Origin of the sequence: Paenibacillus thalictri (genome assembly GCF_004307995.1) — a bacterium.
GTDB classification, from domain to species: Bacteria; Bacillota; Bacilli; order Paenibacillales; family NBRC-103111; genus Paenibacillus_AF; species Paenibacillus_AF thalictri.
In genome coordinates this window covers 1-23631 of sequence record NZ_SIRE01000003.1, presented here as the reverse complement: position 1 = coordinate 23631, position 23631 = coordinate 1, and the positions used below count along the sequence as shown (strand labels likewise).

The 23631-nt window shown below is 44.1% G+C and carries 13 protein-coding genes and 1 pseudogene; 3 read left to right on the top strand and 11 right to left on the bottom strand.

The genetic code is table 11. The features are described 5' to 3' along the window. Positions 1–204: 204 nt before the first annotated feature. From EYB31_RS02415 to EYB31_RS02405, 3 genes are all read right to left on the bottom strand, one after another. The gene (locus EYB31_RS02415; RefSeq protein ID WP_131011691.1) at positions 205–1782 is read right to left on the bottom strand and encodes an S-layer homology domain-containing protein; all 1578 of its coding nucleotides are present in this window, start codon (positions 1780–1782) and stop codon (positions 205–207) included. After that, on the bottom strand, positions 1766–3982 hold the full coding sequence (locus EYB31_RS02410) for an Ig-like domain-containing protein (protein ID WP_165452161.1): 2217 nt from the start codon (positions 3980–3982) through the stop codon (positions 1766–1768). The genes EYB31_RS02415 and EYB31_RS02410 overlap by 17 nt, the downstream gene beginning before the upstream one ends. Positions 3983–4293: 311 nt before the next feature. Further along, the gene (locus EYB31_RS02405) at positions 4294–4722 is read right to left on the bottom strand and encodes a winged helix-turn-helix transcriptional regulator (RefSeq protein ID WP_131011689.1); all 429 of its coding nucleotides are present in this window, start codon (positions 4720–4722) and stop codon (positions 4294–4296) included. A 275-nt stretch (positions 4723–4997) separates the two neighbouring features. Between EYB31_RS02405 and EYB31_RS02400 the strand changes: the two genes are divergently transcribed. Then, on the top strand, positions 4998–5417 hold the full coding sequence (locus EYB31_RS02400) for a cupin domain-containing protein (protein WP_131011688.1): 420 nt from the start codon (positions 4998–5000) through the stop codon (positions 5415–5417). A 408-nt stretch (positions 5418–5825) separates the two neighbouring features. After that, the gene (dhaK, locus tag EYB31_RS02395; RefSeq protein ID WP_131011687.1) at positions 5826–7583 is read left to right on the top strand and encodes a dihydroxyacetone kinase subunit DhaK; all 1758 of its coding nucleotides are present in this window, start codon (positions 5826–5828) and stop codon (positions 7581–7583) included. Between the two features lie 217 nt (positions 7584–7800). Here dhaK and EYB31_RS02390 read toward each other — a convergent pair whose 3' ends face one another. The 8 genes from EYB31_RS02390 to EYB31_RS02355 form a co-directional block, all read right to left on the bottom strand. Further along, the gene (locus EYB31_RS02390) at positions 7801–8340 is read right to left on the bottom strand and encodes a methylated-DNA--[protein]-cysteine S-methyltransferase (RefSeq protein ID WP_131011686.1); all 540 of its coding nucleotides are present in this window, start codon (positions 8338–8340) and stop codon (positions 7801–7803) included. A gap of 54 nt (positions 8341–8394) precedes the next feature. Continuing rightward, the gene (locus EYB31_RS02385; RefSeq protein WP_131011685.1) at positions 8395–9855 is read right to left on the bottom strand and encodes an AlkA N-terminal domain-containing protein; all 1461 of its coding nucleotides are present in this window, start codon (positions 9853–9855) and stop codon (positions 8395–8397) included. A gap of 199 nt (positions 9856–10054) precedes the next feature. Then, positions 10055–10624 (bottom strand): SF0329 family protein, encoded by a 570-nt coding sequence (locus tag EYB31_RS02380; RefSeq protein WP_131011684.1) that lies wholly within the window; start codon positions 10622–10624, stop codon positions 10055–10057. Between the two features lie 125 nt (positions 10625–10749). After that, the gene (locus EYB31_RS02375; protein ID WP_131011683.1) at positions 10750–11169 is read right to left on the bottom strand and encodes a DUF1801 domain-containing protein; all 420 of its coding nucleotides are present in this window, start codon (positions 11167–11169) and stop codon (positions 10750–10752) included. 1101 nt (positions 11170–12270) lie between these two features. Beyond that, positions 12271–13662 (bottom strand): TIGR02679 domain-containing protein, encoded by a 1392-nt coding sequence (locus tag EYB31_RS02370; protein WP_131011682.1) that lies wholly within the window; start codon positions 13660–13662, stop codon positions 12271–12273. 228 nt (positions 13663–13890) lie between these two features. Then, entirely contained in the window at positions 13891–17988 is a 4098-nt protein-coding gene (locus EYB31_RS02365) for a TIGR02680 family protein (RefSeq protein WP_131011681.1), read from the bottom strand. Next, positions 17988–19139 (bottom strand): DUF2398 family protein, encoded by a 1152-nt coding sequence (locus tag EYB31_RS02360; protein WP_131011680.1) that lies wholly within the window; start codon positions 19137–19139, stop codon positions 17988–17990. The genes EYB31_RS02365 and EYB31_RS02360 overlap by 1 nt, the downstream gene beginning before the upstream one ends. Then, positions 19139–20635, bottom strand: coding sequence for a TIGR02677 family protein (locus EYB31_RS02355; protein ID WP_131011679.1), 1497 nt, complete (start codon positions 20633–20635; stop codon positions 19139–19141). Before EYB31_RS02355 ends, EYB31_RS02360 begins: the two co-directional genes overlap by 1 nt. Positions 20636–21286: 651 nt before the next feature. On the opposite strand from EYB31_RS02355, the pseudogene EYB31_RS41485 reads away from it, so the two are divergent. Further along, a pseudogene (locus EYB31_RS41485) lies at positions 21287–22469 on the top strand (transposase). The last annotated feature ends 1162 nt before the right edge of the window (positions 22470–23631 follow it).

The window sequence follows — 23631 nt, the reverse complement described above, 5'->3', positions numbered from 1 at the left end:
TATTTTTTAACAAGGCCTATTTAGGCATCGAAAAAAGCCTTTAAATACACGGAAATCCTTGCATTTAAAGGCTTCTTATATGGTACCCTGACCTCATCTTTGGCAGCGATGCGCTCTCCCAAGCGAGTCCGTTTCACTGCCATAGACATGGACAAACCCGCCTGAGCAGAAAATTCTCTGTTCAAGCGGGCTTAATGATGACGCTTATTTATCAATTAATCCCAGTGTTTGCAGCGTCCTGATAAACACAACCGCCGCCTGTGCGCGTGTCGTTTCACTTTTCGGACTGAATGTATCCTCATCTGTACCTGTCATGATTTGAAGTGTAACGATGGTGCGAACGTCATCCAGGTAAGTCGCGTCAACGCTATTAATATCCTTGTAGCCGTCCATGTTTGTAAATTCCTTAGACAGCGGCAGCTTCTCAAGCGCAAGCGCGGCCGCCAGCATGCTCGCCATTTCTTCGCGCGTGAGCGGCTGATCCGGCATGAAGCGGCTTCCTTTCACAAGGCCTAGCAGCCCAAGCTCCTTGGCCTTCGTTACCACATCGAAATACCATACCCCTTGCTTCACATCGTCATATGCCGCTATGCTGCTTGTAGTTGTGCCGCGTCCCAATGCCCGGACTAACATAGCGGTAAACTCCGCTCTAGTTACAGATTGATCGGGATTGTATAGCCCGCCGCCAACGCCTTCCACAAGCCCTTTCGCCGCAGCAAGCTCGACAAACGACTGGCTCCAATGCTTTTGCACGTCAGTATAGCTGACCGCATTTTGCGCTACGACATATACGCTGTTGGAATAGGAGCTGATCATCATACACCACACACCGTCAATTTCGACCTTCTTGGCGGCAACAAACTCAAACTTCTGCGCCGTTTCGTTATAACGGAACGCGCCCCATTGCACAGGGATGACACTCATGTCTTTCGGCATCGGAATGATTCTTGTCAACGCCTTGTCAAATTGATCCGCCGTCCCGATTTGTTGCCCTGTCTTCGTGTTGAAAATATCGATATGAAAATCAACAGCTGCCCCCATCACTTTGCCATTAGGCAAGCCATTCGATAATGCCGTTTGGATATTCTTGTCGCCGGACTTGTTGGTCAACACGATGTTGAAGCTAATATCCTCGGCTTGAAGGTTGTTTTGATCCAGCAAATCCTCCAGCCCCGGAATGAGCGAAGCTAGATTGACCGGTACTTGATAGCTGCCATATGGAGTTTTGATCTCGATGAAAAAGCTAGCATTTTTGCCCTCGATGCTGGTTAAGATGGTTGCCGGTATGCTGATATAGGCTACGCCATCCTTTGGCGTAACTTCCAGCGTGACGGACGGCTTCGTCATGTCGATGGTAGTGGGGTTAAGCGATATGCCGTTATTGTCAATGACTGGCTCAGGAATGGCAGACCTGGAGCTGCTGCTCGTATAGCTGCCCGGTACACGCGACACGGTCACGGCTGCGGATTCGCCTGAAAGCGCGGCGCCATTTAGATACACCGTAATGGTATGCGTTTGATCACTTGTCGTCGTATTTGGCGGAAACACAATGGTTCCTGATGCTCTTGACGGGCTGCTAACGTTCGCCGTTGCAGCTTCTGCGCCATCCAAAAATATGCTGACAGTCTGCCCGAGAAGATTCGAGCCTGTGACGGCGACGGTCGCGTTGCCCCCTGCGCTTGTAAAGCTGGCCGGGGTAACAGACATACCGGTTACAGCCGGCGCGGTCACGGTGAAGCTTGTGTTTGCTGCGTCCAGCATATTGTTACTTGCATTTTTCAACACGCTGCCAGCTGCGAACGCCGTCTCCAAGCATGCCGTTAAATGTCAGGGTGTATGTTCGAGAGAGCTCATCATAGCTGAACGAATAGGTTGAAAAAGCCGCGTTATCTTTCTCCATCGTAATAAGTGGAAGCGCAAGCGCATTGGCCGAAGTCAACGGCGCACCGCCTGCCACCCAATATACAGCTTCACTGACGGTAACGAACACTGCACTCGGCGGATTGGAGAAGACCTGATTGGCTGTGAAACCGCCGAAAACAACGGTTGGCTTAGTCGTGTCATACAAGAAACTGACTACTGTAGATGCTGTGTTGCCATTCCCGGCCGCATCGGTCGTCACATTGACAGCAACTTGAACAGTTACCAGTTGACCGCTCGAGATCGGCGTAACCGTTGCCGTGTAAGCAGAGGCGCTGACGGAAGTCAAGTTTGAAACCGTGCCGTTGCCTACTACGATGCCGCCAGCATTAAAGCTGTTTACAGGTTCGCTGAAGGTGATCGTAATCGGGAAAGCTGTGTTGACTGTGCCGCCTGCTGTACTGGATATAGCGGCAGTCGGAGCCGTGTTGTCGATCATAAACGGATTCGAAATTATATTCGTAACATTCCCTGCAACGTCTGCAGCGCGAACGTGCAAATACCAATTCCCATCGCCGCTAAGCTGGGTTAGCGTATCTCCGCTGGAGAAATTCGTCCACCCGCCTGCCGGCGTAGATGTGCTTTGCGTCCATGCATACTGCAGCGTTGAGACATCGGCTCCGCTTCCCGTGTCGTTTACCGTTACCGTAGTGGATGCCGACTGCGCCCAGCTACTCCCGTTGGTTCCGAAGCTAACGGAAGGCGGGTCGGCGTCTATTGTAAAAGCCAGCGGCGCTGCCGCAACAGGTGCATTATAAGACTGCGTGGCTGAAACCATTAACGTATAGCTTCCGCTAACCAGCCCTGTCAGCGGAACTGTGCGGACAATCGCTTGCGCTCCACCGTTGGAATAGGTATTGTGCGTTACGCTGGCAACGGTGGCATTCGAGCTGTCTTTAACGACATAATCGACATTCATGTGTACGCCGATGCTGGCGTCATAAACCGTCCCTGTCACGGAAACCTCATTTTGCCCGGAAGATAAGTTATACAATACCCGCGTAAGCGGATTGACGGTAAGAATGGGTTTGAATGCAAGCAAATACGGGTACGTTTCTCCGTCGCGAATGCCCCAAACCGTATTAAAATCCAAACCTGAGTATGTACTCTGCATTTTTAGCTGTGCCGTAGTTTTCCCGGCTCCCGCAGCACTGGTCAATTGACCGGACGTTTCCATATTCCAGAACGAGTCCGTGATGTCTGACGGTGATGTTGCTAGCCCCACCAAACCGCCGATATCGCTGCCGCTGCCCGTTACAATCCCTGTCGAATACGAACCTTGGATGCTGGCGATGTAAGTGGAGTCACCGGAGATTTTCCCTGCCAAGCCGCCAACAGCGCTAGTTCCCGTTACATCGCCCGTTGCGTACGAGTTTTGGATGCTTGTAGCAGTAAAGCCACCTGCTACATTTCCTGCCAAACCGCCGACATTGCTAGTTCCTGTTACGCTGCCTGTCGCATACGAGTTTAGGATGTTCCCGCCATTGGCAAAGTCACCCACCAATCCACCAACTCGCGAGGTACCACTTACGTTGACGGCTGCATACGAGTTTTGGAAGGAACCGGCAGCAAATCCTGCCATTCCACCAATATAAGCGCTACTGCCGTATACACTACCGGTTACATACGAATTTGAGATCGTACCGGAATTAGCGCCTGCAATGCCGCCTATATATTGAAAACCTTTCAAATTAACATCCAGCAAATGAATATCGTTCACTTTGCCCGGAGAAAGAATGCCGACAAACAGTCCTAAGTGTGTAGAAGTGCGGTCGATCGTTAAGTTCCGGATTGCATATCCGTTCCCTTCCAGCGTTCCGGTAAAAAAATGGGAGGTATCACCGATGGGCAGCCAACCTTTATGATCCCCGTTATCATACCCCGCCAGATCGATATCCGCTCCCAGCTTGTAGGCAGCCGACAAATTATTGCGAATGTCGGACAAGTCCTGCGGCGTCATGATGATATAGGGATTTAAGGACGTACCGCCTCCGGCCATTGCCGCATGCGCTTTTTTTATCCCGCCAAGCATCGGGAACGTCTGTAATACTAATAGAAGCATGCATAGAATAATGGCCGTCTTCTTCATTTTTCTTCTCCCTTAATCATTGATCTTTCGTAGTTCCGACTTCGACGCTCAATTATATTCCTTTAGGTATATAATAATATGCAAAATTTCTTTGGGTCAAGAAATATATAGATCTGGCAGATAATCAAATCCGGCGATTCATCAGTAGATGCTGCCATACTCATTTTCTAACCATCAATATGACCATCTCATATGAGTGGACAGCATAAAATATCAACAAAAAAACGGCATTTCTGCCGTTTGTGCGTGGTATTTGGTGGAGCTAAGGGGGACCGGGTTAGTTGTCACTGCCCCAATGTAGGATCGCTAACATCGTCAAAATTGCGTAACAAGCGTTGCTTCAGCCCATTTTCGTCGGTTACTAGTTCCTTCATGATCGGTATACTCATGTCAGTATTTGGATTGTATTTAAGCCCCCAGTGCATGATGGCAAAAATGACCGGAAACAGATCAAGCGCCTTCTGGGTTGGCCGGTACATCGTCTGCGCACGATTCGTTTCGCCCTCGGTCTTCACGAGAAGGTCCGCTTCAACCAGCGATTGGAGGCGTGCGCTCAATATGTTGGTGGAGATACGCTCTCGTGAAGCGAGAAACTCGCGGTAATACCGTTTGTTGTGGATCAGGACATCCCGAAGGATGATCAAGCTCCAGGGATCGCCCCAGATGTCGAGCGAATATACGATTGGACATACGGAAGATGTTCGTTTTTTCATGATCTTATTATATGATTTGTACTTGTTTTTCGCAAGCTTGTACTTGCAAATCAAAAGTTTATACTTGTAATTTGCAAGTATAATGATTATACTTGGTTTGAAATCAATCCATATCGAGAGGAGATCATGGCATGAACCGGTGATATCAGAAACTTAAGCCCCGAAGAAGTTTTTGTCGCTATCGCATGCGAAGCAAAACTTCATTCGCTTACGTGACTTACATTCTATACGTTCGTGTATTTCTAATAAAACTAAGATTGAAAGGAAGTTAATATATGAATGGAAATCATTTCAGTGTTGTGGAAGCAGGTCCTTTTAACCATCTTTTGAATACGTCGAAAGACCCCGCCCCAGGCAAGTATTTTCTGAAGGACAGGCTTGAACTAACCGGTATGGAAGTTTCACTGAATCAACTGCCCGAAGGGGGCTCAATCCCGTTCTATCACACCCATCGCGAGAACGAAGAGTTATACCTTTTCACTGGCGGCCGAGGTCAATTTCAGGTGGACGGACAGATTTTTGATGTGAAGGAAGGAACGGCTATCCGTGTTTCCCCTGAAGGCGAACGCACGCTTCGCAATAATGGTACCGGCGATTTATTTTTCATCGTTATTCAAGTCCAAGCGGGCAGTCTTAAACAATGGGTGATGACAGATGGCGTCATACTCGATAAACCTGTGACCTGGCAGGAATAGGTTCAGATCCTGCCGCCGCTCCCGAGACGTACTTGCTTGTCTACGTTCACAAGCGAGCTTGCAATGGCTTTCGGATGGTGGATAGAAGCATAGGCACTCCACGTGTGTAGACCATCGCTGCCAGCGATGCGCCTTCCCAACTGAGCTAAGACCCCATATGGCTAAAAAGAAACTATCACGGAGAGCATGCGCTAGCCAACTTATGATTTTCAATATTTTCCGAAGCCATGTTTCCAACGCTTGGTCTGAAAGACGTCCGATATTTAAAATTAATTTCGCAAGCGCAGCACGTTTTTTTGGCACTGCGCTTTTTGTCCGTTTACCATGAGGTGCTTATACTTTAATATAATGATAGGAGATCAGTGCCGAATCGGACTTTGTCCATGTTCAAATGAGGGGGTAACGCAAATGAAGAAATTGTTGAACAATCCCGAGAATCTCGTAATGGAAATGTGTAACGGAATGGTCATGGCGCATCCGGAACTGGAGTTTCTGAAAAAACATAAAATCATCAAGAAAAAAACAATTAATGAAAACAAAGTAAGTTTAATCAGCGGCGGAGGCAGTGGACATGAACCCGCACATGCAGGGTTTGTAGGGAAAGGAATGTTGGATGCCGCAGTATGCGGTGATGTATTCGCTTCTCCCTCCCAGATCCAGGTGTATCAGGCACTCAAAGCAACTGCCAGTCGCAAAGGCACGCTGATGATTATTAAAAATTACAGCGGCGACATGATGAACTTCAAAAATGGCGCGGCATTAGCGCAAGAAGAAGGCATCCAGGTAGAATACGTCCGGGTGGACGACGATATCGCTGTCAAAGACAGCTTATATACCGTAGGGCGCCGCGGTGTTGCAGGAACCATACTGGTTCATAAAATCGCCGGAGCGGCGGCCGAAGAAGGCCGGGATCTCAAGCAGGTTAAAGAAGCAGCGGAAAAAGCAGCAGCAAACGTACGAAGCATTGGTGCCGCATTTACTTCATGTATCGTCCCCGCCAAAGGAACACCTACTTTCGCATTAGGTGAAGATGAGATCGAATACGGTGTCGGCATTCATGGAGAGCCGGGAATCAGAAGGGAAACCATGATCTCGGCCGACGAATTGGCAGAACGAATGACAACCGACCTCCTGAATGATCTGGCAATACATAAGGATGAAATCGCAGAAATTGCCATCCTGGTCAATGGCTTTGGGGCAACTCCATTACAAGAGCTCTATGTATTTAACAATTCGGTTATGCGGGAAATACAGCGTAGAACGATTCCCGTGTACCGCATCTTTGTCGGTAATTACATGACGAGTATCGATATGGCAGGAGTTTCCTTGACGGTAATGAAGCTGGACGAGGAACTGAAGACGCTGCTATCCCGAGAATGTATAACGCCGGCTTTCAAAGTGGATGGCCCAGTGGAGCGTGCAGCGTACGTCGAACTTGTCGATAACGACGAAACAAAACCTGTTTCCTTCGAGACAGAGACATCGGAAACATACGCAATCGTTAAAGACGATACCCTTTCCCTGGATAACATGATCTATCTTGTCGATAAAATGAGCGAAGTCATTATCAAAAATGAAGTCCCCTTCTGTGAGTTGGATTCGCATGCAGGCGATGGTGATTTCGGCATGAGCGTCGCCAAGGGATTCAAGCAGTTAAAACGAGAGTGGAGCGAAATTTTAAGTCAGCCTCAATTGAATATCGGAACTTTTCTGCATGCTTGTTCCATGGTCATTATGGAATATTGCGGCGGTGCGTCCGGCCCGATCTGGGGATCAGCCTTCCGGGCTGCCGGTAAAGCAGCTGACGGGAAACTTGAACTATCTGTCGGAGAGTTTGCCTATATGCTGCAGGCTGCTGTTCAAGGCATACAAGCTACGGGTGAGCGCTCATTTGGAAGAGGAGCCGTAGTCGGCGATAAAACTCTCGTGGATGCGCTGGTGCCTTGTGTTCAATCATGGATCGCAAGCGAAGCGGCGGGCGAGGATTTTAAGACTGCATTTGAAAAAGGAGCGGCTGCTGCTGTCGAAGGTGCAGAAAAAACCAAAGAGATCGTGGCTCGAATGGGACGTGCCGGTGTCGTAGGTGAAAGAAGCCTCGGTTTTCCCGACGCGGGGGCCTACAGTCTGGGAGTCATTTTCACTGAGCTCTCTCGTTCCTTAAAATAAGTTTGACAGAAACGGAACCCCGGCATTGTTCCTCTTCCGGGCTCCGAATGCCCAAAACGTCGCCTCAGGATAATGGCGACGTTGTTTCCTTTTTATGGATCATAGTGGAACGAACCCTGACCAAGCCGCGGATATAGGAAACCTGTTCTCGCTGGCCTTTGGTTTTCGGCATCCACTGTAGCCGGACTCCTATTCACCCCTGCGCCGTCTTTTCAATTCAAAGGGCTGTACCTTTAGTGGGCACAAACAAACCCGACATATCGGCACCCTCCAACTCAAGCAATTTTACCTTGGTATGAACACCCCCGGCGTACCCCGTCAAGCTGCCGTTTGAACCTACAACTCGGTGGCAAGGAACGATGATTGAAATCGGATTATGCCCAACAGCTCCACCTACCGCTTGGCTAGACATACTCTCCTTGTTCATCTTTGCCGCCATTTTTTTGGCAATGTCGCCATAAGTGATTACCTCGCCGTATGGTATTTCACATAAGATGCTCCATACCTCTTGACGGAACCCGCTGCCAATAGGACGGAGCGGCAATTCCGAAATGTCCGGTTTCTCGCCCGCAAAATATTTGTCCAGCCATTTTTTTACAGTATCAAATAGCGGCATGTCGCCGTGCTCTATCGTATCTTCAGGTATAGTAGCCCCGTGATACTTTTGTCCTTCAATCCATGCGCCAACAAGACCGCTTTCATTAGATGCAAGTGTAATGATTCCTACGGGTGACGGATAAGTTGTCCGATAATACATGTTCCTGCCTCCTAAAAGTTTTGCGTCAGCAAAACGGGCTTCGTAAGCGTTCGCTTATAGTGTGTTCCAAAGGTTGACGGTGGCATAACTGCGCCACGGCCGCCACGCTTCCGCCATTTTCAGCAGTTCCTTTGATGTGTAGGGCTGTAATGCTTTTTTGACGCCCGCATCTGTTTCAAGGAAAGCGTCCGGCCATTCCATAGCACGCATCGCGATGTACTGCGCTGTCCAACTTCCGATACCACGAATCGCCATCAGCTTTTTCATCTCTTCCTCCGGCTGGGCCGGAAGGTCAAAATCAATTTCCCCCTGTACGAATGCTCGTACCAGTTCATAAATCGTATTTGACCGTGCAGCGGTAACACCTAACACTCCGAAGTGGTCTTCAATCGCTCCGCCTAAGGACAAGAGATCTTCGGGTAAAGGAAAAATATGGGTCAATCCCTCAATCGCGGTTTGTATAGGCACGCCGTAAGTTTGGACAATCCTTGATGCCAACGTGCTTGCCGCTTTCACTGTAATTTGCTGTCCCAGCACCGTCCGCACCGCCATTTCAAAAGCATTAAAGCACCCAGGCACACGGGCTCCCAAAACACAAAGCCCGGGTCGAACGCCGTTCATTACCTGAAGTGTTTCATACACCGCACCCGGGTCGCAATATAAGTCAAAAAGATGTCGGATCCGTGCCAATACTTGCGGCAGTATCGGCAGTAACGTTTCGCTCACGGTAACGCTTAATGCATACTTTTTCGGATCATGCCCCACCCGCACCCAACCATATACGGGTTTTCCATCTGCGTTTACCAAATGCACGGTACGCATGTATTCGCCGTTTTTTACAACTTCTACTCCTGCAATGGCGCGTCCGGCCAAAAAATGCAGCATTTCGTCCCAAAGATAAGGCGGGCGGTAGCTCAATGCTAAAGTAACGTTATCTTTATGCTTTTTTTCTTCTACAGCCCGTTTTCGTAAGGCCGTAGGCGAAAGCTTATACTGTTTTTTAAAAAGGCCGTTGAAACGACGCAAGCTGCCAAAACCCGCCGCCATCGCCACTTCCAGTACCGGCAAATCTGTGTCTGTGAGCAGGTTTTTGGCAAGGAGCAGTCTGCATGTTTGCAAATACTGAACCGGCGACACATGATATTCTGCTGTAAAAACACGCCGCAAATGCCGGTCCGTGCAGCCAAGCCGCCCGGCTATTTCTTCTAAACTTTGCCCGCTGCCGCTGCTTTCTTCTAACATTCTTGCAGCCCGGTACACTAAATTAGCGGTAGCGTCGGTGACTGAAGTGCCAGGAGCAAGCTCCGGCCTGCATAAAAGGCATGGACGGTATCCCGCTTGCTCCGCTGCCGCTGCAGTGGCATAAAAAGTGCAGTTTTCCGGCTTCGGCTGCTTGGCCCGGCACACGGGGCGGCAATAAATTCCGGTAGACGATACGCCTACAAAAAAGCGTCCGTCGAAACGTGCGTCTTTTGCCTTAAACGCTGCATACAGAGCATCTTTGTTATCCGTCACCTTTGGTCACCTCTTTCTTAACCTGGTTTTATTATATCATGTTGCCCAAAAAGATCTGGCCATTTTCGGACATGGTTTTTCGGGGGGACTGGCCCCCGGGATTCGCCCCCCAGGCCAAACCGCATAAAAAAACGCCACCACATTTAAATGGTGACGTTCCTTTCATACCTTAAATCTCTACCTGTATTGAAAATGCCGTTTAGAACGTGCCAAGCCTTAGTTCAAAAAAATATTGCACAGCCGGATGTTTTAGTTTGATTTTATCGGACATGTTTAACATTCGTTTTTTTCCAACTCGTCTGTCCATCAATGCCAAAATATTCAATAACATATCCTTACTTTCGATGCTTTCCTCAATAGACGAGGATAAAAACTTAGTGGCTGCAACCATAAAATCGGATTTACTGAGTGAAGATTGTGCTGCCAGAAGCTCCTTTGCTAATTCGGATATTGCTCTGCTTCGCGCAATAACGATTAAACGATCTTCCGGAATCTTCCCTTCCATATTACTTCTTACAACTTCTATTTGTTCACGACTGATCGGAATATCGATACCGGAGTCGTTTTTTATTTCCTGCTCCGATTGATACCATTTGATTAAGGTAGTCGCATCACTCATGTTCAGTATATTTTTTTTATCAACCGCGATATAACAAATCCCTGCTTTATCGGGCAAATAACGATAGCCGGTTGCACGGTACTCCACTTTCCCTTGCAACGTAGGACTGAGAAAGCTCTCCAATTGCTGCTTCAATTTGCTCCAGGACATGATATTCTCCTATTTTTTAAATAGCCTTATTGTCTAATACGGAATGGCTGCCTTCTATAGCGAAATTTCGATGCCGATACCTCCGTGCGGGTGAACCCCTGCCCTTATCGCTGCCAGGGATGTGATCATAATCCTAGCATAAGGAGATGCTTCCGAGTATGGTAAGTGAGGGATACTGAAATGCATTGCTTTAATTCATCTACTAATACGTTGTCCTCTTCATTGAACACAATGGCTCGGTTTCCTTCAAATATAAATTTATCACAATAGATCTCCCTGAAAGTCTCAACCAGTTTCGTTCTGCAATTAAAATACAGGGCATACTGACTTGGATTCGACTTTTTCCAACCGATTCTAATGGTGCTCCCTGTTTCCGTGACGTAACTAGGTTCACCCCATTTTAATGTCTCTTCCACGGAATCAACCCCATCTGTCTCTGATCCAGTATCCAAAATAAGCTGCCGGAGAAAAAGCAGCTTCTTCTGTATATTTATCGGATAATGTTCAAATACAGCGGCTACCTTAGTATTTTCAATCTGACCCACACAGATCCCCCCTTACTTTGTCCTTAGGCTAGTAATATTCAAAAATCACCCGAAAACGCCCGTTCATATTCCTCTTCTGGATAATTCTGCAGCATTTGTCGTGACCGCGCTTATGCCTGCTAACGTGAAAGAAAGAAGTTCTTCGACAGGGCGGGTTCGTTACGTTCGCTCAGATGCTTTACGATGGATTCGTCTTGATTCATTATGAATCACTCCTACAATTAGAATGAGTTTAGTATAAAACAACCAATCTGACAACTATGTGTCAGGTTGGTTTATGTTTTCTATATTTTTTCGCAGCTTGCTCAGCGCGATCAGCGAGGACCTCTCGCAAAAGCGGAGACTCAAGCACCTCCATTTGGCGACCCGATTTACGTATCGCTCTCATTCAAGATCAATCTGTAATCTATACATAATAAAAAAACGACATCTCTACCGTTATGATGGTTATGTATGGCGGACCTTAATGAGCAAATTTTTGACCGCAACAACAGGTTGGCGGAGCCGCCACAAAATCAAAAAGCACCGGGAAATCCCGGTGCTACAACGTTTTTATTTGGTGGAGCCTGGGGGATCGAACCCCTGACCTCATCGCTGCCAGTGGAGAGATGGGGTATTGTACGTTAAGGAAAGAGAGTAGGAAAGCCTTGTGGGACAAGGCTTTTTTGAATTCGGTGGTTCTACGATAGATTGCGCCGCGGCGCTCGGAAATGAGAAAGTGTGACCAAAAATGTGACCATCTCTTCTTTACTTCCATATCGAATTATATCGTCTACAAAATTATTATCACTACGTTGATAAGTTGGGCAGTGCCACCGATTTACCTAGTCTATTACATCATTAAGATCGTTCAATGGATACTGAAAAAAAACGACCATACGTAGTTTCATCAACTGCCCTCTAGATCACCTGGTCCTAACAAAGTATAGTTAAATCCTTGCTTAATAGCGCAATTGCTTCAACAATACATTAATCACTAATTGGGTAATAAGCTACTGTCGATTTCCATCAGAATTCAAGTACATCTGCCTAATCACAGATTTTCGCTCGCCTATTCCGAACATAAATCGAATTTATTCTTCCATCTGTAGGTTCCACTACTTATGTTTTAGAAGCTTCTAAAGATAGTACTTTAATCCAATCGTTCCTTAGTTCTTTTCCAAATAACTCCTGATAAACTTTTGCTTTAATCTGCACCATTTCTTGTACTAAACCGCTCTCTAAATCTTGAAGGATTTTCAAGTCTACATCGGATAAAGGTTTGCTTCTAGGTGCAACGTAATTACGATATATAGAAGCATCCATACGCCAAGCGTAAAATTCTGCTGAGAACTGCTCCTTCATATTATTTAACATTTGAATGCCTGGAACATCAAGATCCCCAGAGTAGTAAATAATGCAGCTAGGGTTTGTTTCAAGACACTTCTCTATAAATACTTTAGAAGCAGTTCTTGCCTGTCCTATAGTGCAAAGGAGAATCGGAAAATCCGATGGAAGTTGCTCTAATGAAAATCCATTAAAACTTAGAAAGTGAATAGTTTCATCAACCAGATAAGAAATAGTAGAAGGATTTTCAATAATGTATAATGACGAGTACGTTGGAAATTGCTTTATCTCTTCGATTTCACGTAAATTTAACGTGCGGGGAGAAGTACCTTTAACTAGTTGCGGTACAAAAACATGTGAAATTGAACTAAGGTCATCATCCAAAATATCGAAATTCCTATAAATTTGACGTTCAAACAAATATTCTGGTATGGTGGTAGCTTTGTTATTAAGTTTTTCGTTTAGTTCTAGACTTTGACTACTTATATCATAAAGAGCACTCCATAATAATCTTCCTAATGCATTTTTGTTATCAAAGGCATGCGAATCCTCAGTAACATGCGCAGCGAACATAGGCAATCTGATTTTACCGGTAGAGATTCCACGTTCTTTAAACATTTCGTCTTTCTTCATAAGTAAATACCATAATGCACTTAGACATGTTAACAAATCGGAATAGACGTTTGAACCTCTGTTAAAAAGCATTATTAAACCCTGATAACCTCTGGCTTCTCCTTCCTTCAATCTTTGAAACCAGTTAAATGTCTTTTGAAAAAAAGTTTCCAATTCAGTATCTGCAATGTTGAATCGGTTAATAAAATCTCTTTCTACTTGAACAAAGAGATCCATCCAGGCCGATAGCCTTAACTCTTTTTTTTCACGTTTTGTGGCAAGTTTGCAGCCATAGTATAACTCCAACACTTCAAGCAGTGAAACGGAGTAGCCTGCCTCTTTAAGCGCTTTTTCAAAGTCGATGGCGGGAAAACGAAAACCCTTGTAGCGGACACCAAGAAAACCGCGCAGAGCTTTTTCCTCTTCTCTAGTGGGCTGCATTAGCACTGCGCCAAATGCTCCATAGCTCTCAAACTTCTGACGATACAAATCGAAAAGGCGGCCAAATCCGCCACGGCTTCGAAAATTCTCGACAAGTTGCTTATTATTCTGCACTGCGGGAACACCTCTTAAGACTTTGCTCTAATGATAACTGAAAACCATTTTGAATTATAGTCTTATGGCTAATCAAGATGCGTAACGTATCGTTTTTTATATGCAAAGGATTAGATATTTCTACTTTTTTAAATAACTGTAGCTATAACACTTTTTCCAAACAGACGACGACATTGATCAAATCCAGATTGACTCTGAAGTTGATGCAGCAAGTCCATGAGATCGTTTTTAGAGATGGTATCCCTCCAAAAAATGTCCACTTGGAAGATCATGTTTATCTTCTCCATCCCAATAATATCGACCCAGCGCTAATGTTTTTTCATTTACTCTACGTAGGATTTCTATAATCGAGAGTTCCTTAACAGTTTCATAAGTTCCCCAAAGGATCTGGGAATTCATCAAATAATCGAAATCAAACTGTGAGATGAGTCCAAAAATATTTTCAATATTTTCATGATCGATCCCCGCGAATGCTTCGTCGAGAGAAAACAAGCGGGGCGCATCGGATCTGGCATGTGCATATTTTGCAGCAGCTGCGGCAAACAACGGGCTATACATGGAAAGGCCTTTTTCGCCCCCACTCATAGTCTCGAACACTTTAAGGGTAAATTCTTCGAAATCCGCTTGTCCGTCTTTTTGATAATACAACACAAACCTGTACCATTTTCGATAATCTAGCAGTTCCTTCATTTTGGCAGCTAATGAAAAGCGTGTGTCCTCTTTCGTCACAGATCGTGCTTGCTCAACTTTAGCTTTAAAATGCTCCGCTATCCGTTCTAGATCACGATTATTCAGCCATTGAGTTTCCTTAGAAAGAAGTTCAACCAGCTTATCCGTCGACAGCTCCCCTTGCTCTTTGGCAGGAAGCGGTTTCCACTTGAGTTGCATCCGAACGGTAGTATCAATATTCGAAAGAAATTGATTGGCCTCTTTCTCCCATTTCCTCGCTTTTTCTATCAAATCGCGAATGGTGGAGCCGATATCATCAATCAGTACTTTTTCGTAAAGTTCCCGTTCTTTTTCTTGAATAGCGAGCGCCGTTTCATCGCGAGTGGCTTGCAATTCGCCAAGTAACTGAACAGGTTTTACCTCAATATAACTAGGTACGAACGTTACAAAAAGCCGATCAGCAAATTGGCGAAGCTGTTCCCAATCTCGACCATCGCCTACGCTCCTCACATTTAACGTGTACTTGGTCTGCTTCATATCTTGATCTACTAATTCACGCTCGCTGTCATAGATTGCTCGATTCAACGCCCCTTGTATATCACTCGCTTTTAATGCTGCATACTCCGATTCCAACTGTTGAGCCGCGACGCGTGCAGTCCAATGAGCGTCGGTAAAAGCAAAGCCTTTCTCTTCTTGGAATAAAGACTCCCACACCTGCTTGAGTTCTTCTAGTTCCAGAATAGCTGAGCGCTGGTTTTCGTTTGTTTTCTCCAGTCCTGAAATAGCCGACTTGAGATCAGCTCGACGTTCAATCCCTTGATCCCTGGCCTTTTCAGTTTCTTTTTTCTTCGAAACAACTTCATCAATTTTCAGCAATATATTTTGTTCGTCATCTTCTTGTGTGATCAGATCCAAAACAGTCTTTAACTTGACTTCTTGGGTAATCTGTTCCCGAGTTACATCTACCTTTTGCTCTTGAAGAATTTCCAGTTCATTCTCTAGATCGTCGATCCTAATTGAGGCATGATATATTTTTTCCGATAATCTTTTTCTCTGTAGCACATGATGGAAAAAGTTACCGAGTTGTGTACTGTATGCCCCCAGGTCGTCAAGAACAGTCTGATAGGCCTCCGACGTTCTTTCAATGCGATGATATGGTGCAGACTTGTATAAAAATTCATTGATGATCGGTAAGTTTTTTTGCTTTAAGGTTTGCAAGCTGGCTTCTTGTTGCTCTACCTGAGCATTGGCCATTTTCTCTTCCGTATCCAAAATTCTACGCTGCTTTTCCACCTTTTTCATAGGCTCGAGAGAAGGAAAATGCAAAAAATCCGCTTTCAAGAGCCGTTGCTGATTCTCAAGAAACGATACGCGATCCTCGGCTTCGTCAACTCGATTTTGTGCAAACTGAATATCTGCTCGCAAGCTCAGAATACGTTTTTCTCTTATGGCTTCTCTTGCAGCTTTTCCAATTAGCTGATCTTCCTGAACTGGCGCAATTCCGTGAATAAAACCACTTTGAAACTCTCCAGAATGCAAAAGATAGGATTCATCGGACTTGGAAATAGATATTCCTTGAAGCAATCTCTCGATTCGGGATTGTGATACAAATTCAGTGGGTACAGCTATCAAATACTCTGTTAGATTTTGAGTTTTAATTGGCTGAGTACGGACGATTGGAAGCGTTTCGTAAACGTGATCTTCATCTTCTTCCGCAACCACAAGAGAAGTAAGAAGGCCTGATTTTGCGATAGCTGCTTCAATGTTTATTCGAGTCTGCTCATCTACCTCGGAACGAAAATCAACAGCTTCATAAAAATTCGCAAACATGATCCCTTGCTCCCGAAGAGCGTAACGACTAGCCTGTTCGTCGTTAGAGTATATGGGCTCTATTTCAGGCTGATTTTTAAGCTCCTCGATTTGTTTTCTCCAAATGGCTTGCTGATCTTTCTCGTACGTTATAGCAAACCTATGCCCCTCAATTTCTCGAACAATCCGTTCCTCTTGCATTTGCTTCTGCTCGCTACACCAGAACTCTACTTCGCGCGAAGCGTCCTCGATCTCCTCATAAAAAAATGATTCGAAAAAACCAACCAATTGTTGTTTGGGCTTTTCTTCAAGCACAAAGACTTGAATGAGGGTTTGCCATGTTTCTAAATCTTCGTTCAACTTTTCACGAGTATGCTTTGCGTTTTTTTGAAGTTCTTCCCCTTTCCTTTTAACGTTCTCCAACTGCAGTTCCGCGCGCTCCACAGCCTCTTCCGCATCTTTTTCACGTAGTCGACAAACCTCAACATCCAGAGCTAATTTTCGAATCGAGGAAATGGCTTTTTTGTGAGCTTGTAATTCTTCTTCCCAGTTTTTTCGATAAATACCCTGCTCCTCTTCTCTCCATTCTTTAAAATCCACTAGCAATTGATCATGAGCCGTAAAAAACATTCGTTTAGCGAGTTCCGCTAACTCCTCGCCAATTTCTCTTATGTATTCCTCTGTTTTTTCTTTGTCGTAGGCATCTTGTTTTTGATCACGAATTACCGTTTCAAGTATTAGACGTTTAGAATCCCAAAGTTCTGTAAGTGATTTAAAAGCTTTTTTGGATTTTTCAATTTCCTCTTCATACTGGGCTTGTTGCTCTCGAAGGCCGAACACCTTGTGTCCTCTGAGATGGTTCTCCTTCACCTCTAGCGCTTGTTTTTCCGTTTCAAGTCGTTTCAGCAACTCCATTAATTCTGCAAGCTCCGTTTCGTGTTGGTTTAATAGTTTCTGATCACTTTCGAACGCTTGAATCGAGTGACGAAGCTGTTTTTCGACCTCCACATTTTTTTTTGCGATTTCATACAAACGATGTTCGTTATAGCTCTGATATGCTGCCTGTAGAGCTTTTAGGTATTGAAGTGATTTATCCAGTTTTTCGAGCTTCCCCTGATGATCATCAATCGCACTGATGGTCTTAATCATAGGCATCAAATCATCATCAGTGAGTTCAGGTAACGAGTCTGATAACAGATTGGACACATCAGTTGGCTTAGTGTCTCGGGAAAGTTTGGGGCTTCGAAGCTGAATTAATATATGAATTAGCTCTTTAAACGTTCTAACAGAATCAAAACCGAATAAATTCTCATTTACCATTTCGCTATAACGTGCTGAACTTGTGGTAAATTCCCCGCCCCGTCCAATTTTTTCTTCTAATCGCTTTTTTGTAAGCGGAAACTTTTGAATCTCTCCACGAACATTTTCTTCCTCGTATAAAAAAAATTCGTGTCCAATTCGTCTATCATCATTAATCATAAAATACCAATAATCCATGGAGCGTTCTTTACGTTTACCTTGCATACCAATTCCAAATGTTAAATACGCTTCGCCTTTTTTATACTCAAAATACAGATATCCCGTTGCTTCTTCTTTTTGGGAGATATTTTTTTCACCTAACAACAAATCAACCATTAAGCGACTTTTCCCACCAAACGGATCCAGGCGAACTGGACTTTTATCTCCATCAAGTAAGATCGGAACCGCCATCGTTGTCGTTACGGATTTTCCGCTACCGTTTGCGCCACGAACAAACAATTTCCCATTAGCAAACTCAAATACGGAATCGGTGTGATACCAGAAATTAAAAAGCCCTAAACGATTAGGTTGATACCGCTGGGCGCTCATTAGATTTCCTCCTTCGGATACTCGCCTGTAATTCTTCCTGCAAGATCAAAACAATACAATTGGTTTTCCCCTATGGGTTTGACAATTGAAAATTGCCTAAGTGTCTCAACCACCATTTTCCATACTGCTTCTGAGGATTTAGTTTGAGTAAACTCTTTGTTCCATCCATATTGATATTTTTCTTTGATAGTAAGAAAAACTTGAAATGCTTCGCGCTCATGCATTCGAATTCGGCCATATAAATCAGGAACGATTTCTCCGCTCCGAACCCGATCAAATACCTCTGTTGCCCACTGAATGGCCGCATTAATCGTTTGACTGTTCCAAGCATTTGGATAATACTGACCATATTGATATTCACTATGAATAATTGAACTCGTGGACTTATACTTCTCAACATGCATAGAATCGAACCGGCTTTCGACTTCTGTTTGCCATGATTCAAACTCACAATTTAAAGCTTCACGATCCACAGGTGTAAGTTCCTCATGACGAAGAGCAGATTCTAAAAACCAGGTTCTCATGACCCGTTGCTTTGGAGTTGTAGACTCTTCAATTTCTTTTTGTACCGCATGTTCAAAATCATCAATGGTTTGGAGTTTCGAAAGATCGCTAAAATACAGAGTCAAGACACGGCGAAACATAGAAGTGGTCTGTAGCAACACCTCATGATCAATTTGATCACGAAAATCTTCAATTTGCTGATCAATTTCTTCGATTATATGGTTGTCCCTACAAAATTTAAGCGCCTCTACAAATGCTTTTCGCGTGCTCCTGTCCTCCCAGCTAATGTTTCCTACTTCCTCCGGCGCGTAGCTAAGCATTGCTTCGCATGCATCTTGAAGAAGAAACTGCTGATCCTCTCCTTTATCCTCAAAGTAAGCAAGCAAACAAGCGAAAAATATATAACTTTGCTTCCTTCCAAAGGATAAAATCCCCATTGAAGGCCGAGCTACAAATGGGATTTTTTCGAGTTTTGCAAATGTCCCCTCTACAATCAGATGATATCGAAATTGGCTGCGAAAGTAGGTTTCCAAATCACTTTCCTGTTTCTTGATGGCATAAAACACTTCAGGATTATCTTCCTGGCGAACCCAGTAGCAATCAAATAATACTCGAACACAATCCTGAAAAGACATGGTATCTTTCATCAGTTAACTCCTTCAACCCGCTCAATCTCAAGATCCTTCATTGTTAGCGTCCCGTCTGTAAAACGAACTCGAATCCACCGATCCGAACGTTTTGATAATCGGAATTTGATACCATTATCCGTACGTGCAATCTTTTTGCTAGAAGCGCTTGCTTGTCCTATTAACTCAAGTAGAGTATTTCGAATAATGGGGTGAAGAACAGGCAAATCTTCAAATACGATTCTACCATCAACTATAAGCTCATCGAAGTACCGACGAATAATTGCCTGATGCTCTTGATGTTGTTTTAAGAGTTCATACTCTTTAAGTGGGTTTTCATCAAGCGCATGTTTAATTCTCCCCGCTCTACGTCCAGGCACATTTTTGAATATAGTAACTTCATGTGGGTCATACTCCCAAATTGTGTCGTGGTGATCATCTGATCGCTTTGGCATTGCATAAAGATGAAACGTTTGCTGTACACCAAATACATATGCTGAAAGACGATGACATTCTTCAATCGTTTCTGCTCTTGCTAATAGTCGAGCGATCTGTAGACAATCGTTTTTACGACTTTTGAAATGATTGTAACGATCAGTTATCTGTTCGGCAATTTTGACTATGCGAACAATCGTATTCTTGGCCTGATCAATCAAGAAGCGAACACCCGGTTTTTTTCCATTAATCTCTACAAACCACCCTTTTAGACCTTGCCATTCTGAAAGACGCGCAGATCGTGATTCTTCGGCATTAAAATCATCAAATATATCTGCCTCTGCTTCCTTTGTTACTATGTGATCCACAATTCGTTGAATACTTTCATCTGAAATCTCCTGAAAATATTGCCGAACTTTTTCTTGTTTGTCCATGATTACGAGAACAAAATTGCGAAGCATTTGAACGAACTTCTCTTTATAAGCCAAAAATGAAGCGGTTCGCATCATGTCTTCATTAAAAGAGGCGCGGCTAATTTGAGCAAAGAAATTTGAAGATTCAGTTTGCAATGATTTAAACCGATCCATGAGTTCCTTCCAAACGATCCGTAAGTCGAAAGGTTGCCCTTCTTCCCACTTTTTTAACTTGTCGAGTTCCTCTATCATACGATCAGGAATATGCCGTTCAAACTCGATGCCACGAATAGAACGAAGGTTATTTTGAAGTCCCTCAATCATGCGTTCCAACTCAATCGTAATGTCCGTGATACTATAGAGCGAACGCCGGTTTTTCAACTCTTCGATACGCTTAGCCTTAGAGGTATCTTGATGACCGAGTACATTACCCCATTTTTCTAGGCTTTTTAGTGCATCATCAAGCTCCTTTTCCGTGAGGTCCATAAACCGCCCTTCGAATTCAGGTCGCTGCTTTAGATCCGTTAAGATCTCAGAGATGGTATACATACTCCCTTGAAACTCCAATGCGGTTTTTTGGAACAAGACCCGACAAATAGGGCGATATATGCCTGCTTTATCTTCTGATAAATATTTCGTTTCTTTGATTTGGTCAAAGGGAGAAAACATCCTTTTATCCTTTCTTTTACTGTCGTATTAAGTTAATTAATCTCTTCGGATTCATAAAACAGTTTCCAGAAAGACTCTTTCATACCTCCTTTTCGACATTTCCCCTGTTATTCCTTTCCACAAAATAACTTTTAACTATACACTTTTATCAACTAAGCAGTACTTTAGCCTGCTCTCTTCAGGCGGAACACCTCAGTTTGGTTCAAATCAGTCTAAGTCCATCTAAAAAAAGCAACCCGAAGGACTGCGTACATTTATCGTTTTGATGGGCCTTAGCGAGGATCACAGTGGTAAATATCGATATGCCGTGCTCGTCCGTTGGAAGTTTCTCATGGAAGTTGCTCAGCACTCCCTACGAACGGAACGGCCCATACTAGTTCGATCAGCTTAAGCTCCCATAGTGCAAAAACGCAACCAATCAAGGTTGTGTAAATTTTACATTATGGTGGACCTTAGCGAGATCGAACCCTTGACCTCTTCACTGACAGTGGGGAGTTGGGGTTTTGTACGCTAAGGAGAAGCGATTATGTGGGGCTGTCCCAAAAGGTCTGGGAAGACCTGAGGAACAGTCACGTTTTTTTACACAAAAAGAAACCGTTTCTTGGTAAAATGGAAGTACCACCCACCATATACCAGAAAGGAACGGTTTCTTTGTACATTCAATATACCATGGACCAACTCTGTCTGCCAATGGATTTAGAGGTAGATATCCCTGACAACCACCCTGTTCGGATTGTGAATGAGACAATTAACCGCATCGACGATGCTATCTTTGATGCTGCGTATCCAGGAGGCGGCCGAGATAGTTACCATCCTAAAATGCTCACCAAAGTTGTTGTTCTGGCTTACCTGCAGCGAATTTACTCCTCGCGGCAGATTGCCAAAGCCGTTCGAGAGAACATCATGTTTATGTGGATTGCCGGTAGACAGCGCCCCGACTTTTGTACCATCAACTGCTTTCGCTCTGAACGGATGAAAGACGTACTTCAGACCATCTTCACTTCCGTTTTAGATCTTCTCATCGAGGCAAAGTACGTGAAACTTGAGCATTACTTTGTCGATGGAGAATGAAAGAAGATCATGATCATATGCGCAATGGCCAGCTCAAACCCGGTTACAATGTACAAATCGGAACCGAAAACCAATTCATCGTCGGCTATAGTCTTTATCAGTGTCCTACGGATACACGTTGTTTAAAGCCTCATTTAGAGAAAGTAAAAGCCGAACTGGGGAATTTGCTGGGGACGATCATCGCGGATGCCGGATATGGTAGGGAAGAAAACTATGCTATCTCAAAAAGGAACACTTTGAAGCACTTGTAAAATACAGCACCTACCATAAAGTGAAGTCGAAAAAGTGGAAAAATGACATTAGTAAGATCGACAACTGGGTCTATGACGAGGCGGAGGATACGTGGAGATGTACTGCAGGTCAAAAGTTAGTGATTTCGATATGAGAGTAAAGAAAAGACGGAAAGTGGATATGAAATTCGGAACTGCCATTACCGCAGTATAAGTTGTGAAGGTTGTCCATTAAAAGCGTCGTGTACAAAAGCAGTCGGTCATCGAGAAATTCGAGTCAGCCTGGCCTACATGCGCTACAAACAGCAGGTGAAGGAAAAACTACGAAGTGAGCGAGGTTACGCTCTCGCGGTTCGGCGTATGATTGAACCTGAGAGCGTGTTTGGGCAAATGAAAAATAACGGGGATTCCGGCATTTCCTGCTTCGCGGCTTACCCAAAGTAAGCCTGGATGTCGGGTGGCTTTCCTTTGCCCATAATCTGCTTAAATGGGCAACAACGAACGAAACAGGTCGAATTCAAAAGCAAGAGTAGGCTCTAATTTTTCGTTGATTTTAAAGGAAAGGAGTTGTCTCTCCATAGTTGAAAACTACTTATGGGATAGCTCCTTTTGTGAATTTTGTCCTTCCACGTTCGAGTGCGCCGCGACGCTCGGAAAAGAAAAAGTATGACCAGAAATGTGACCAAATACATAACCCTTTTCCCACTTTGTTTTGTTCTCAGCATTCCAAGCCATGCTTCATTATTGTAGGATATTAAAATAAAAAAGTGGGATAATCATTTAAGAAACCCAAATCTATTCTGTCAAAATGAGCTTGCTTTATGCTCTTCTTATATCTTCTCAATTCTTTAAACTTATCGTTACGTACAGGATGCTCCAGTATGTCAGAAACATAGAGTACGCCATTTTTTAACACAGAAGCCATCAAATCAATATAGGCTATCAAATTGTTTTGCCGCTTATAGTTGACATAAATTCAATTGAATTATGTATAAACTTGCTCATCAGATAATAGCATACTTTATACCGTTCGTGCCTATTCATTTTGATATTGTAGGGAAGACACTTAATATATTTTTTATCAAGTAGTAGTTTAAATTTAAAAGCTTGAGTAAAATTAGCTTGCGGTTTTTTTTAGTAATTTCCTTATCCTTCTCAGCAGGGTTGGATATGTATTTTAAAGTGTAGGTTTTATGTTTTTTCATCTTATTCCGTAACTCATTTTTTCTTAATGTGAATTGATCTACAATTTCAGACTGATTATCTCCGTTATTTGGAGCAAATAATCTCAAGTAATCGTTGTAACTGTTTCATAAAATTTCAGCTCCTGTTCCACATACGACAACTCCAAATATCTTCGATACTCATCCTCCTACAATCTAAGTTGGCTAAATCCACCACCAATTCAATCATATTTCGAACCACCAATGGAAGAACCACATAGTCTTCTACCTTCAGAAGTCTTATTCCACTACTCGACATATGAAGAATTCTCTCGAACAACTGGATTAAATAAACTTTTGTTTGAAAGGAAATGAGCCTATGGAATCTGGACGAGTGTGTACGTTTGTGAATGCTAATCTAAATTGTGACCACCCTGCAGGGGTTCGCTCATCAAAAAAATGACCACCTGAGCATCACTTTCCTGTAACCTTGGAGTTGCTGAGACAACAAGGGATACAGGAGGAAAGGGAA